A 13,961-nucleotide genomic window follows, 5' to 3' on the forward strand; every position below is an offset into this window, starting at 1 on the left:
ACTGCACGTGCCCTGCACTTAACGCTTAGCCAATCGGGCGGGATGAGTCTTGCCAAAAGTCCTTACGCAGTCGCTTTTTGTCGATCTTACCGACTGCTGTCGTCGGGAGCTCGTCGACGAAATGCACGGTCTTCGGCGCCTGCACCGAGCCCTTGTGTCTCTTGACGTGGTCGATGAGTTCCGCGTCCGTGGCGTGGGTGCCCGGACGGCGAATAATCATCGCCGAGACCGCCTCGCCCCACTTCTCGTCCGGCACGCCGATGACCGCAGCCATCGACACGCCGGGGTGCGCGAGAAGCGAATCTTCGACCTCCCGCGGGTAGACGTTGAAGCCGCCGCTGATGATCATGTCTTTCTTGCGGTCGACGATGTACAGCCGCCCAGCTTCGTCCTTGCGGGCGATGTCACCGGTGTGCAGCCAGCCGTGCGCGAACGCTTCGGCGGTCAGGTCGGGCTGTTTCCAGTAGGACTCCATCACTCCGGCACTGCGCACGCAGAGCTCGCCGGACTCTCCGAGTGGGACCTCTTGGCCGCTGTCATCGAGGATCTGCACCTCACAGGTCGTGACCGGAACACCGCATGACTCGAGCAGCTCGGGACGCTTCGGGTCGTGCTCGGACTTGCGCAAAAGGCTCACCGGATAGCACTCGGTCTGCCCGTACAGCTGGGAGAATACCGGCCCGAGCCGTTCGATACCTTCGACCAGGCGGGACGGCGCCATCGGCGATGCGCCGTAAAGCAGCAACTCCAGCGAGCTGAGGTCGTAGTCATCGAACCCGGCATGGTCGAACATCGTGTAGATCATCGTCGGGACCATCAGCGCGTAGTTGATCTTCTCGTCCTGGATGATGCTCAGCACGTTGGCCGAGTCGAAACCCGTCGTCATGTGCACGGTTCCGCCGCGCAGCAGGGTCGGCAAGATCTTGCTACCGGTGACATGGCTGATCGGGCCAATCGCCAGATAGCGCGGATTGGTCGGAAGCTCGAAGTCGGTCAGGATCGCCTCGACCCCGGACGTCACGGCTGTGTGCCTGCGCAGCGCGCCCTTGGACCGCCCGGTCGTCCCGCCGGTGTAGTTGAGGATCGCGATATCGCTGGGGGCGGCCAGGTCGTACGCCGTGGACACACCGATGTCGCCAGTCGCCTTGTCGAGGTCGATGCCGAAGTCACCGGGGCCGTACCGGAACACCGGCAGATCGGTCAGTTGCGCGGCAATCGCGGCGCCACGCTCGCCGTAGTGGTGCGCGTCCACCACCAGCGCGTCGGCCTCTGCGTCATCGAGCTGGAACAACTGATCCTCAAACGACGCCAGCGAATGCAGCCAGGTGATGCTCATCGCGCTGGCCTGTGCGGCCGTGCCCGCGCACCACATCTCGGCGATGTTTCCAGCGAGCAGGGCAATCCGCGCACCTTTGCGCAGACCCTGCTGGTCGAAGACTGCCTGGAGCCGGCCGATCATGTCCGCGGCCGCGCCGTAGGTCATGGACTTGCCGTCCCACACGAATGCGGTCCGGTCGCGATACCGGCGGAGGGCGCGGAGGCTCAGTGCCCCGGTCGTGGACCCGGTGTGCACGAGGCCGGTCGCGGACGCTCCAGGATTCGTTGCAGTGTCGTTCATGGGCGAGCTGCCTCCCGGGTGGCGGTGCGCGGAGCGCATTTCTCGTATTCAAGCAGGGTCTGCTCGATGATCTCGCGCGCACCCATGAGCCGGCGTACGCCGCTGACCGAATGCCCGGCACTCCAGACGTCACTCCAACGCCGTGGTCCCTCACTTGTGCTTTTGCCGCGCCCGCCGTACATCTCGGTCGCCGTGTGCGCGCTGACCTGTTCGTCGAGGTTGGCCGGATCGAGACCGGATGCGACAATCGACGGCACCAGCATGCTCGTGTCGAGGCCGGTGAAGGCACGGGTGCGCATCACGTCATCAAGGCTGCTGTCCACCAGCATCTGCTTGTACGTCGCCGGGGCCATGCTCTCGTCGGCGGCGATCATTTTCGTACCCATGTAGGCGAGGTCGCAGCCGAGCACCTCAGCGGCGCGTAGCGCCTGACCGTCCGCGATCCCGCCGGCCAGCACGATCGCGCCGTCGAAGATCTCGCGCACCGCCCGCACAAATGCAAACGGGTTCATCCATCCGGTCTGCCCGCCGGCGCCAGCGGTCAGCAGCACAAGCCCGTCGACGCCTGCCTCAATGGCCTTGCGCGCGTGGTGCAGGGTGGCGACATCGGCGAGCACGAAGATACCCCGCTCGTGCAACGCAGGGAGTACGGCGGCGGGCGACCCGACACTGGTGATGACGACCTCGACGTCGTGGCGCAGAAGGCACGCCAGGTCATCCTCGAGCCGGGGTTGCCGGATGATCAAGTTGGGACAGTACGGCGCCGCGGACCGGCTCGCGGTCACCTGGTCGAGGCGGGTGAGCCAGTCGTCGAGGTCGTCGATCGTGCGTGCGTTGGCGGTCGGAAACGCGCCGATCGCGCCCGCCGTACACGCGGCGGTCACTAGGTCGACGCCGCTGACCCGCAGCATGGGCGCGGCGATGACCGGAAGCCGCATCCTCGTAGAGATGCTCTCGGGCAATCCAAACAACTGATACTCCTCCACTGCCCCGTTTATGTGACGAGGGCGACCCTGACGGAGCCTACGTGATTTGGTTAGCCGCCCTAAACGTCCGGGTCGAGACCGAGCGCGATCTCCGTGCTGCGCGGCTAGCTGGTCTTCGTCTCAGGTGTCTGCGGATAGTCCGGCCTGGCCTTCAGGTCGTGATAGAACTTTCCGGCGAAGAACCACATCACGGCAAAGATGGCGCCAAGGATGAACATCGCCCATACCCAGAAGCCCATCGCGATCACGCAAATCTGCAGCACCCAGCCGGCGGCGTACGCCCACGGCTTCTTGATGAATGCGCACAGCGCGATAAGCGCGAGGATGATGACGCCGATCGCGGTCAACCGCGGCCAGGTCAGGCCAGGCCCCATCTGCCGGATTGTGGCGGGCACGAACAGTACGACGATCGCCTCAAGGATCAGCAGCGCCGAGTAGATGCCTCGGATCTGCTTCTCGAGCTTGACCTTGTCGACGGGGGGCAAGCCGTGGTGCTGTGGCGTGGACGGGGCCTGATCGGTCATAGCGGTTCTTCCCACGGCTTCTTTCGATCGGACTTGAGCAGGATCCGGGCGTCGCCGGCGGTGAAGACCGAGCCGGTGATCAGTACGCCGGATCCACTGAGGTGTTCGCCTTCCTCGGTGAGTCGCACCGCGGTCTCGATCGCCTCCGGCAGGCGCGTCTCGACGGTGACTCTGTCCGAGCCGAAGTACTCCACGGCGATACGTGCAAGTCCGTCGATGTCCGAGGACCGCGAGTTGTTGTTACGGGTCACGACGATCTCGTCGAGGATTGGTTCGAGCAGGTCGAGCATCCCGGCGATGTCCTTGTCGCTGGACGCGGCAAATACGCCTACCAGCCGGGAGAAGTCGAACGACTCGTTGATTGCCGCGACGCTCGCGGACATCCCGTGCGGGTTGTGCGCGGCGTCGACCATGATCGTCGGTGACGTGCGCACGATCTCAAGTCGTCCCGGAGCCGACATGGCGGCGAAGGCTTCCTGCACGAGCTCGCCGTTGAGAGGCCCTTCGGCGCCGGAGCCGAAGAACGCCTCGACCGCAGCGAGCGCGACTGCCGCGTTTTGGGCCTGATGCGCGCCAAAAAGGTTGAAGAGCAGGTTGTCGTACCGGCCGCCTATGCCCTGGATCGACAGCATCTGGCCCCCGACGGCGATCTGACGGTCGGCGACGCCGAACTCGACACCCTCACGGGCGACGATGGCGCCGACCTCTGTTGCGCGGGTGAGCAGCACGGTCGCTACGTCGGTTTCCTGCGCCGCCAGAATCGCACTGGAACCGGGCTTGATGATGCCGGACTTTTCCCCCGCGATCTTGGCCAGCGTATCTCCGAGCAGGTGCGCGTGGTCCATGCCGATCGGCGTCACGACGGCGATCTTGCCGTCGGCCACATTGGTCGCGTCCCATCGACCGCCGAGCCCGACCTCGACGATGGCGATGTCCACTGGCGCATCGGAGAATGCGGCGTACGCCATGGTCGTTATCGCCTCGAAGAACGACACCGGCACCTGCTGTGCCTCGTCCGGTACGCCGTGGCCGGCGTCGACCAGCTCGAGATAAGGCGCGACCTCTTCGTAAATCTCGACGAATCGCCGCTCGTCGATGGGCTCACCGTCGAAGCAGATCCGCTCGCGCACGGTGCTCAGATGCGGACTGGTGAACCGTCCGGTGCGTAACCCGAACGATCGGAAGAGGTCGTCGATCATGCGCGCGGTCGACGTTTTCCCGTTGGTGCCGGTGATGTGCACGACGGGGAACGTCTTCTGCGGCGACCCCATCAGCTCCATCAGCGATTGCATCCGCACGAGTGATGGCTCGATCCGAGTCTCTGGCCAACGGGCAAGAAGCTGCGCTTCGACCTCGGCGGCGCTTAGCTGGTCCTCACTCACGCGAGCTCGATCGCGTACGCCGGGGCATCGTCGGAATCGCTCGCACCGACGAAGACGAGCTTCGCGGCACGCCCAGCGGCAGCCACGTCTTCGGACGCCTGCGACAGCACCTCCGTGTCCTCATCCCCCGCGGTCACCGTCACGGCGGCAATCTCGGCAGACCCTTTAACTTTGGCCTCGGACTTGGCCTTGCGGATCGCTCCGATCGCCTGCGTGGCAAGGGAAAGCACTCGGGCATCAGCATCGGCGGGGCGGATCTGCGCGGCGACGGGCCAGGGCTGACGATGCACCGAGCCCTCCTGCCACCAGGACCAGACTTCCTCGGTGACGAACGGGATCGTCGGGGCGAACAGCCGCAGAATCACCGAGAGTGCCTGCGCCAGGGCGCTCTTGGCCGACTGCGCGCCCTCGTCGTCGCCGTACGCCCGCGATTTGACCAGTTCGACGTAGTTGTCGCAGAAGGACCAGAAGAACGACTCGGTGCGTTCGAGCGCGACGGTGTAGTTGAACTCGTCGAACCCCGCAGTCGCCGCGTCGATCACATCGGCTAGGCCGGCGAGCATCGCCTTGTCGAGCGGATGGGTCACGGGAGATGCCGCGTCCGCGGCGCTCGCGCCGGTGCCGAGCGCGAACTTGCTGGCGTTGAGCAGTTTCGTCGCCAGCCGCCGGCCGACCTTCATCTGTGACTCGTCGAATGCCGTGTCGGTACCGGGACGACCGGAGGCAGCCCAGTAGCGCACCGAGTCCGAGCCGTACTGCTCAAGCAGTCCGATCGGGGTGACCGTGTTGCCTTTGGACTTCGACATCTTCTTGCGGTCCGGGTCGAGAATCCACCCGGAGAGTGCGACATTCGCCCACGGCACGGTGTCGCTCTCGAGGTCGGCGCGTACGACGCTGGAGAACAGCCAGGTGCGGATGATGTCGTGGCCCTGTGGGCGCAGGTCCATCGGATAGACCCGGTCGAACAGGTCGCCGTCTGCCTCCCACTGCCCCGCGATGTACGGCGTGAGCGAGGAAGTTGCCCAGGTGTCCATCACGTCGGGGTCGCCCATGAAGCCGCCCGGCTGGTTGCGCTGGTCCTCGGTGAAACCCTCGGGTACGTCGCTGGCGGGGTCTACCGGCAGGGACTGCTCATCGGGCACGATTGGGGCGTCGTAGTCCGGCTCACCGTTGTGATCGAGCCGGTACCAGAGCGGCACGGCGATGCCGAAGTAACGCTGGCGACTGACCAGCCAGTCGCCGCTGAGGCCCTCGACCCAATTGCTGTAGCGGTGGCGCATATGGTCTGGGACCCAGTGCAGCTCGCGGCCTCGGGCGAGCATCCGATCGCGAGTCTGTTCGTCGCGGCCACCGTTGCGGATGTACCACTGGCGGGTCGAGACAATTTCCAGTGGACGGTCACCGCGCTCATAGAACTTGACCGGATGCGTGATCGCGCGCGGCTCGCCGTCGAGATCACCGGAGTCCCGAAGCATCTGCACGACCGCCTCTTTGGCGGAGTGCACGGTCTTGCCGACCAGTTCTGCGTACTTCGCCTGGGCCTCAGGCGAAGTAATCACCTCCGGCGCGTCCTCGACGATCCGGCCGTCGCGGCCGATGATCGTGCGGTTAGGCAACTGCAGTTCGCGCCACCACGTGACGTCGGTGGTGTCGCCGAACGTGCAGATCATCGCGATGCCGGAGCCCTTTTCGGGGTCGGCGAGTGCGTGCGCCACGACCGGGACCTCGACCCCGAACACGGGGCTGGTCACCGTCGTACCGAACAGTGGCCGGTAGCGCTCATCGTCCGGATGCGCGACCAGTGCGACGCACGCCGGAAGCAACTCGGGGCGGGTGGTCTCGATGTAGATCTTCTCGCCGTCATGCCGGTGGAAGGAGATCCGGTGATAGGCGCCGGGACGCTCACGCTCCTCCAGCTCGGCCTGCGCGACCGCGGTGCGGAACGTGATGTCCCAGAGCGTCGGAGCCTGCTGGTTGTAGGCCTGGCCGCGCTTGACGTTGCGCAGGAACGCCTTCTGCGAGATGGCCCGCGACGTGTCGTCGATGGTGCGGTACTGATGCTTCCAGTCGAAGGAAAGCCCCAGCGTGCGGAACAATTCCTCGAACGACCTCTCGTCGATCACTGTGAGCTCGTGACACAGGTCGATGAAGTTGCGCCGCGAGATCGGGATCTCTTGTTTGCCGGGCTTCTCCGGCGGGATGAAGTCGGCGTCGTACGGCACTGTCGGGTCGCAGCGCACACCGTAGAAGTTTTGCACCCGGCGTTCGGTGGGCAGCCCGTTGTCGTCCCACCCGATCGGGTAGAACACCGACTTGCCGCGCATCCGCTGGTAGCGGGCGATCGTGTCGGTGTGCGTGTAGGAGAAGACGTGCCCGACGTGCAGCGATCCCGAGGCGGTCGGCGGTGGTGTGTCGATCGAAAACACGTTGCCGCGCGGCTGGCTGCGGTCGAACGCGTAGGTCTGCTCATCGGCCCAGCGGTGCGCAAGCTTCGCCTCGACACCGTCGAGGGTAGGTTTTTCGGGCAGCGCGGAAGGCGGAGTCGTTGCGGTCATCCTGCCATTCTAGTGCTCGAGCAAGGCGACCAGCCGCTTGACTGCGGTGTTGCGGTACGACGACTCGACCAGCTCCGCGACCTCGACCCAGTCCGGCTCCGCGGCGCGGAAGTCCAGCCCGATCCAGCCGTAGGCACCGACGTACGCCGGCACGAAGAAGCGCTCATCTGCCAGCAGCGCTTCCTTCTCGATTTGGTCAGGCAGAAACAGCACCGACTGGCCGTAGGTATCGGCCGAGTGGTCGCCCTTGACGCTGCCGCCGAAGCTCGCGAACACCTTCTTGGTGTAGAAGTTGGGCCGGCCGTGCGAGACCTTCTCCGCCGCCTCCGGCAGCGCCAGGCAGACCTCGCGCAGCCTGGCAAGGAACGGGTCCGCGTCGTCATACATCGTCGGGTGCGCCATGGCGACCACGCTAACCGGTCGGCCCCGGGATGAGAAATGACCGCCCGACCACCCAGAAGAGGGTGTCGCAGATGAGCAGTACGCCGGCCAGTCCGAGGGCGCCGGTAGCCACCATTCGCAGCCGCGGGCCGATCTGCGCCCACCGTGCCTGCAGCCACGCGACGCCCTGATGATGCAGCCCGAAAGCCATCGCGGCGAGGATCAGGATCAGTGGGACTTGACTGACCGCCGACCACAACACCATCGCGCAGACGACCGCGACGGTCGAATGGCCGCGGCCGGCGATTACCACGAGCGCGGCGAGTGACGGATCGAGCAACGACATACTTGCGTAGATCGCACCGGCGGTCAGCAGCCCTGCGCGGCCGACCTTAGGCACGAAACCGGTCCCCGGCGCGAGTCCGCGGCGGCGTACCAGCCACCACATCCATACCAACGCGACGATCGCCAGGGTCGCCTCCACCGCCGCCCGCCACCAGGTCTCGGCGAACACAGCTGTCCAGTCGAATCCGGACAGCCGGCGGCCAATCGTGAGCGCGAGTACGACGCCGTACACCATGCTGCCTGCGATGACCGCAAATCCGAACACGGCGACGTCGCGAGATCGGGCGCCGAGCGCGAGCGCCCCCGCCGCGAACAATCCGCCCGCCGGGTCGAAGCCCACGAGCGCGAGTGCCAACGCACTGGCTATGAGTGCAAGCACGCGCCAATGTTAGAACCGCGCGGCCGAAACGGCGAATCGCGCTAAGACGCCCCTCAGGTAGCGTGTCCGCATGACGGATATCTTCCACGGAATTGGCGTCGCGCTGGTCACCCTTTTTGACGACGAGGGAAATGTCGACATCGACGCGACCACCGCGCTCGCGGCCACCCTTGTCGGCGAGGGCCTCACATCGGTCCTCGTCGCCGGTACGACGGGCGAGGCGGCGGCGCTGACCTCACCGGAGCGCGCCGATCTCGTGCGCGCCATGAAGGACGCGCTCGACGTACCGATCATCGCCGGTACCGGGGCGGCCACCGGGTCGCAGGCCGCCGCACAGACCACAGCATCGGTCGAGGCAGGCGCCGACGCCGTACTGGTGCTGTCCCCGCATCGTGTCGCCGACCCGACGGCGTACTACCGGACCGTGGCGCAGGCCGCGGGCACGACACCGATGCTCGCCTACCACTTCCCTGCGCAAAGCGCGCCCGGCGTCGAGGTACCGCTACTGAACGACCTGCCGATCGTCGGGATCAAGGACTCCAGCGGCGACGCCCGCCGCCTGCTGCAGGAGGTCGAGGAATTCGACGGGCAGATCTACTCCGGCGCCGCGGCACTGTGCTTGTACGGCGGGGCGCTCGGCATCCCCGGGATGCTCCTCGCGGTCGCGAACGCGTTTCCTCAGGAGGCGCAGGCCGCGTTCGCCGGCGACGCGAAAGCGCAACTGAAACTCAGCAAGCCCGACCAGCTCAGCTCGGTCTCGTTCCCGGCTGGGATCAAGCAACTCACCCACGAGGCCTACGGCACGAGTACGACGGCGCGAATCGGCCGTTAGGAACCGTTGCCGCGCCCGGAAGACCACGTGCTCATTGAACGACGAAATTCAGTCGAGGACGAGGTGCTGATGACCGTCGAGTAGTTCCCTGACGGCATCGAGGTGACCGGCATGGGTGGCTGTCTCAACCAGCACATGCACGAGCACCGATCGGACATCGGGGAAACGCCCCGGTGCCTGGCCGGGGCTTGCGGGCGGCTCCTCTAACCGGCGTTCGGCGGTGATCGCGTTCGAGGTGGCAATGGCCTCGCGGTAGGCCCGCAACACGTCAGCGACGGGCTCGTCGTCGTCGACGACCCAGTCGGCAGCATCTCCTTCGGGCCAGAAATCGAGCGGTCCCCCGGCGATGACCACCTGGAACCAGAACCGCTCGTCTGACAGTGTCAGGTGGCGCACCAGGCCGAGGCAGCTCCACCCGGACGGCAGCACCGGTCGACGTAACTGCTCATCAGAGAGACCGTCCAACTGCGCCAGCACATGTTGGCGCTTGGCGTTCAGCCAGGAGAGTAACTCTTCTCGTTCCCGATCACTTTTCGTCACGTCGACGAACGTACGCCGCTTGATGAGCGTGTGGGATCGAAGCGGCACCGCGCTAACAGACGATCCTCAAACAGGACAGTGACGCGCTGGGCTGCGACCCGGATTGGCCGGAAAGCAGCGTCACCACTTCGTCGCGGGCAGTTAGAGTTGGCGGTCTAGTGCCGCGTGCGTGCGGAGGACGGGGGCCAGCTGGTGGCGATCGATGAGTCGAACCTCTACTGGGCTCGTCCGGCCGGGCCACCGGCAACGCGCACAGGAGTACTAGTGCTGGCCGGATCTAGCGGCCGCATGGACACCGGCCGAGCAGATATGCTCGGAACGCGTGGGGTCACCACGCTGGCGCTTCGCTGGTTCGACGGCCCAGGGCTTCAGCAGGTGCCGAGAGAAGTCCCCCTCGAGCTGTTCCTCGAGGCAGTCGGCCTACTGGCACGGGAATGCGACCAGGTAGCCCTCATCGGCCTGTCATACGGAGCCGAGGCCTCCTTACTGGCCGCATCATTGACCGATGGCGTGAGTGCGGTCGTGGCCTTGGCCCCAACCGATGTGGCGTGGGAGGGGCATCTCGACCACCATGCCGACCCGGCACGCAGCAAGTGGTCTCTCGACGGGCATCCGATCCCCTTCGTCTCGCTGGATCGCTCCTGGCTACCACCCGTCGGCAAGCCCGCGTTCGTTGACTGCTATCGATCCAGCCGTTCGATTGCCGCACCGGAGGAACTGATGGCAGCGGCAATTCCGGTAGAGCGGTTCACTGGCGAGGTTGTGCTTGTTGCCGGCGGGGACGACCAGGTGTGGCCCAGCGCCGAGGCAGCGACCCGAATCACGATGCGCCGGCGGGCTGCCGGCCTGGACACGATCGTGGTGAGCGACGAGCAGGCTGGCCACCTGGTCGTGCTGCCGGGAGAGGTACCGCCGAACGCCGCCCGGCCTTATCACGTGGGCGGAGACGCCGCCGCACCTAAGCGCCTTGGCAGGAGAGCCTGGCCTGCAATCTGCAATGTCCTCGGGCTGGCTCCGGGAGGGTGAGCGGTCCCGCCGGCCTTGACCGGTCAATGCCACCCACGGGTCATCGATCCGCTTATGGTTCGGCCCAATGAGTGGGCGTGGGGGCCCTTGCACGGCGGCCAGGGGTCCTGCGCGCTGCCGTCTTCAGTGACGTGGGCTGGTTACCGATCGTCGGGGTGCGCGCTGCACGCGTCGGGGACCGCGGTGAAGGTCCGCGCCCAGATCTCCGGTAGCTGGATCCTGAATTGTGAACGAGCGGTTGTTGCTTGTCGAGTCAGGCTCGTAGACGCCGTCGCGCACGATCTTGCCTACGCAGGTGCTGACAGGTCTCGGCGCGCCGTGTGCCGCAGAGACTGGGCGCCGCCTCGGTCCACAAACGCATGGTCGACCTCGACGGCTGCGTGCCGATCATGCACGACTACGGTCATCACCCCATTGTCGAACCACGGTCCGCCCGTGACATCCCACAAGATTCCGGGGTCTTGTACGCCGGCCCGGCGGGCGAAGCCGCGCAGGATCGCGGCGACGCGGGGGCGCTTGACGATCTTGTTGACGACCCGGATCGGCAGCTCAAGAGGGTTGCGGAAAGGCGACATCGTCAGCTGATGGATTCGGGTGCCGGTCGGTGGGCCCTCGAGCCAGGCCTCCTCGATGAACGAACAGTGCACATCGCCCGAGAGCATCAGAATCGTAGCCGGCGCCTGTTGGCCATTTGGCCGAGCGACCTGCGCGATCAGGTCGGCCATCTCGTTAAACGACCGGCGAAATGCCGACCAATGCTCCAAGTCGAGCCACAGTCGGAGTCGTTCGTGTGCCTTCGCCCGCAACGGTCCCAGCCGCCCTTCGGCCGCCGCTTCGTTCCAGCCCTCGAGGTGATGGAGCCCCGGGATCATCAGCACCGGCACCGACGAGCCGATGACAAGGTGATCGATGCCCGGCTCGAGACACTTGGCTCGGGCCCACTGCCACTCGTCGGGGTCCATGATGTCTCGGTGACCGGGTGTGAGGTTGCGCGAGGCGCGCGCGTCCAGCATGACCAGGCGGGTACGACCGAAGTCCCGATGGAAGCTCCACCTCGCCGTCCCAGGCTCCGCGTCCGCTCTCCACGCGAAGTCCGCGATGACCTCTTCGCGGGCGTGGTCGTCGGCGGCGGAGCGGATCTGCGCCAGCAGTACGTCGTGATCGAGCTCGCGCGGCGACAGATTGCCGAGATGCTGATAGACCCAGTACGACGAAAATGCGCCGATCACCCGGTCCGGCCACCACGGTTCGTTCTCAATGTTGCGGCGCCAGTCGAACGAGGAGTTCCAGTCATCGCGCAGGTCGTGGTCGTCGAGGATCATGCAACTGGGCACCGTTGACAGCAGCCAACGCACCTGCTCGTCCGTCCACGACTCCTGATAGAGCCAGGTGTACTCCTCGAAGTCGCAGATCTCTTCCGAGACGTCCTCCTCGCCGTCGTTACGACGAACGGTGGCGGGCCCGAGCCCGGCGCGACGGCGCGCCTTGAGCCGTTCGACGATGGGCGCCGACGGCATGTCGGCGTACACCTGGTCGCCGAGTAGGAGCAGCGCGTCCGGCCACTGCTCGATCGGCTGCGTGGACATCTGCCGGGCCATCGCGATCAGAGAGTCTGCGCCGACGGTTTTTACCGCCTCGGGCGAGTCGGGTTCGCCGCGCCGGCAGGACCCGAAGGCCAGCCGCACGCCGCCGCCCTCAAGGCTTGTCCTGATCAGGCTCGGCCGAGCGTTCTCGAGCGGCCAGCACTTATCTTCGTCGAGTTCGACCGTGTACTCGGTCGCCGTACCCGGTGTCAGCCCACGCAGGACGATGAGCGCGTAGTGGTGGCCGTGCAGTCCCCACGTCGGCTCGGTCTGCGTCACGTCACCACAGCGAACGCTGACCGCACAGGAGCGGTCGGTCTCGAGCCAGATAGTGGCGCTGTCGTTATCGACGTACCGCAGCAGCGGGCCGACGAGAATCTGCGCGGCGTTATCAGGCATGGACGGCTAGCCGCGGACGGGGCGCAGGGTTTTTGCTCAGGCGGACTTGTCGCGCCGCTCGGCCTTGGCCGGCTTGGACTGCACGATCGTCGGGTAGACGTTGTCGTCGACGACTTCCTTGGTGATGACGACCTTCTCGACATCGTCGGCGCTGGGTACGTCGTACATGACGCCCATCAGCACCTCTTCAAGGATTGCGCGGAGGCCACGAGCGCCGGTGCCCCGCTTGATCGCCTGGTCGGCGATCGACTCCAGCGCGTCCGGCTCGAACTCGAGCTCGACACCGTCGAGGTCGAAGAGCCGCTGGTACTGCTTGACCAGTGCGTTTTTGGGCTCAGTGAGAATATTGATCAGCGCGTCGCGATCGAGCGCGGTCACGCTCGCGGCGACCGGGATGCGACCGATGAACTCCGGGATCATCCCGAACTTGACCAAGTCTTCCGGCATGACCTGCCCGAACACGTCGTGCGTGTCGACGTCTGCCTTGGACCGGATCTCGGCACCGAAACCGAGACCCTTCTTGCCGATCCGCGCCTCGATGATCTGCTCGAGGCCGGCGAAAGCGCCACCGACGATGAACAGCACGTTGGTCGTGTCGATCTGGATGAACTCCTGGTGCGGATGCTTACGGCCGCCCTGTGGGGGCACCGCCGCCGTCGTACCTTCGAGAATCTTCAGCAGCGCCTGCTGGACACCTTCGCCGGACACGTCGCGCGTGATCGACGGGTTTTCGCTCTTGCGTGCGACCTTGTCGATCTCGTCGATGTAGACGATGCCGGTCTCGGCGCGCTTCGTGTCGTAGTCGGCGGCCTGGATGAGCTTGAGCAAGATGTTTTCGACGTCTTCGCCGACGTAGCCGGCCTCGGTGAGCGCGGTCGCATCGGCGATCGCGAACGGAACGTTGAGCATCCGAGCCAGCGTCTGCGCGAGATGGGTCTTGCCGCAGCCGGTTGGGCCGATCATCAGAATATTGGACTTGGCCAACTCGACAAGGTCGTCCTTGGACTTGTCCGGGCCCTTCGCCTGCACACGCTTGTAGTGGTTGTAGACCGCGACCGCCAGATTGCGCTTGGCCTTGTCCTGGCCGACGACGTACTGATTGAGGAAGTCGACGATCTCGGTCGGCTTGGGAAGCTCCTCGAGCTTGACATCACCGGTCTCGGCGAGCTCCTCTTCGATGATCTCGTTGCACAGATCAATGCACTCATCGCAGATGTAAACACCCGGTCCTGCGATGAGCTTCTTTACCTGCTTCTGGGACTTGCCACAGAAGGAGCATTTCAACAGGTCTGCGCCGTCACCCATACGAGCCACTTGCCGTCCTCACGTCTTCAAAACTATCCCGTACGACGTTACCCGTTCACCCGGACAACGTCGCGCTGATTTACCGGACCGCGTCGAAATCACCCCG

General features: G+C 65.5%; 12 protein-coding genes. 2 read left to right on the forward strand and 10 right to left on the reverse strand.

Features of this window, described 5'->3' with window-relative positions; genetic code table 11:
• Positions 1-25 precede the first annotated feature (25 nt).
• From CLV47_RS16910 to CLV47_RS16940, 7 genes are all read right to left on the reverse strand, one after another.
• Positions 26-1,618, reverse strand: coding sequence for an AMP-binding protein (locus tag CLV47_RS16910; protein WP_106350352.1), 1,593 nt, complete (start codon positions 1,616-1,618; stop codon positions 26-28).
• Entirely contained in the window at positions 1,615-2,589 is a 975-nt protein-coding gene (locus CLV47_RS16915) for an NAD(P)H-dependent flavin oxidoreductase (RefSeq protein ID WP_202862652.1), read from the reverse strand. Before CLV47_RS16915 ends, CLV47_RS16910 begins: the two co-directional genes overlap by 4 nt.
• A 119-nt stretch (positions 2,590-2,708) precedes the next feature.
• Positions 2,709-3,128 carry a DUF4233 domain-containing protein gene (locus CLV47_RS16920; RefSeq protein ID WP_106350254.1) on the reverse strand — a complete coding sequence of 140 codons (420 nt, stop codon included), beginning with the start codon at positions 3,126-3,128 and terminating at the stop codon, positions 2,709-2,711.
• Positions 3,125-4,510, reverse strand: a complete 1,386-nt coding sequence (locus CLV47_RS16925; RefSeq protein ID WP_238145484.1) for a bifunctional folylpolyglutamate synthase/dihydrofolate synthase — start codon at positions 4,508-4,510, stop codon at positions 3,125-3,127. The genes CLV47_RS16920 and CLV47_RS16925 overlap by 4 nt, the downstream gene beginning before the upstream one ends.
• A complete protein-coding gene (gene valS, locus CLV47_RS16930; protein WP_106350256.1) occupies positions 4,507-7,065 on the reverse strand; it encodes a valine--tRNA ligase in 2,559 nt (852 codons plus the stop codon). The genes CLV47_RS16925 and valS overlap by 4 nt, the downstream gene beginning before the upstream one ends.
• A 9-nt stretch (positions 7,066-7,074) precedes the next feature.
• Positions 7,075-7,467: an MmcQ/YjbR family DNA-binding protein gene (locus CLV47_RS16935; RefSeq protein WP_106350358.1), complete on the reverse strand. Its 393-nt coding sequence runs from the start codon at positions 7,465-7,467 to the stop codon at positions 7,075-7,077.
• Between the two features lie 10 nt (positions 7,468-7,477).
• The gene (locus tag CLV47_RS16940) at positions 7,478-8,170 is read right to left on the reverse strand and encodes a hypothetical protein (protein WP_106350257.1); all 693 of its coding nucleotides are present in this window, start codon (positions 8,168-8,170) and stop codon (positions 7,478-7,480) included.
• A gap of 70 nt (positions 8,171-8,240) precedes the next feature.
• On the opposite strand from CLV47_RS16940, the gene CLV47_RS16945 reads away from it, so the two are divergent.
• A complete protein-coding gene (locus CLV47_RS16945; RefSeq protein ID WP_106350259.1) occupies positions 8,241-9,002 on the forward strand; it encodes a dihydrodipicolinate synthase family protein in 762 nt (253 codons plus the stop codon).
• Between the two features lie 48 nt (positions 9,003-9,050).
• On the opposite strand, the gene CLV47_RS16950 is transcribed toward CLV47_RS16945, so the two are convergent.
• A complete protein-coding gene (locus CLV47_RS16950; RefSeq protein ID WP_202862653.1) occupies positions 9,051-9,590 on the reverse strand; it encodes a DinB family protein in 540 nt (179 codons plus the stop codon).
• A gap of 117 nt (positions 9,591-9,707) precedes the next feature.
• Here CLV47_RS16950 and CLV47_RS16955 point away from each other — a divergent pair, with 117 nt between their 5' ends.
• On the forward strand, positions 9,708-10,568 hold the full coding sequence (locus CLV47_RS16955; RefSeq protein WP_106350260.1) for an acyl-CoA thioester hydrolase/BAAT C-terminal domain-containing protein: 861 nt from the start codon (positions 9,708-9,710) through the stop codon (positions 10,566-10,568).
• A 287-nt stretch (positions 10,569-10,855) separates the two neighbouring features.
• On the opposite strand, the gene CLV47_RS16960 is transcribed toward CLV47_RS16955, so the two are convergent.
• Both CLV47_RS16960 and clpX read right to left on the reverse strand, forming a co-directional pair.
• A complete protein-coding gene (locus CLV47_RS16960; RefSeq protein WP_106350262.1) occupies positions 10,856-12,550 on the reverse strand; it encodes an alkaline phosphatase D family protein in 1,695 nt (564 codons plus the stop codon).
• A gap of 36 nt (positions 12,551-12,586) precedes the next feature.
• Positions 12,587-13,855 carry an ATP-dependent Clp protease ATP-binding subunit ClpX gene (gene clpX / locus CLV47_RS16965; protein ID WP_202862657.1) on the reverse strand — a complete coding sequence of 423 codons (1,269 nt, stop codon included), beginning with the start codon at positions 13,853-13,855 and terminating at the stop codon, positions 12,587-12,589.
• Between the last annotated feature and the right edge of the window lie 106 nt (positions 13,856-13,961).

Origin of the sequence: Antricoccus suffuscus (assembly GCF_003003235.1) — a bacterium.
In the GTDB taxonomy this organism is placed as follows: Bacteria; Actinomycetota; Actinomycetes; order Mycobacteriales; family Antricoccaceae; genus Antricoccus; species Antricoccus suffuscus.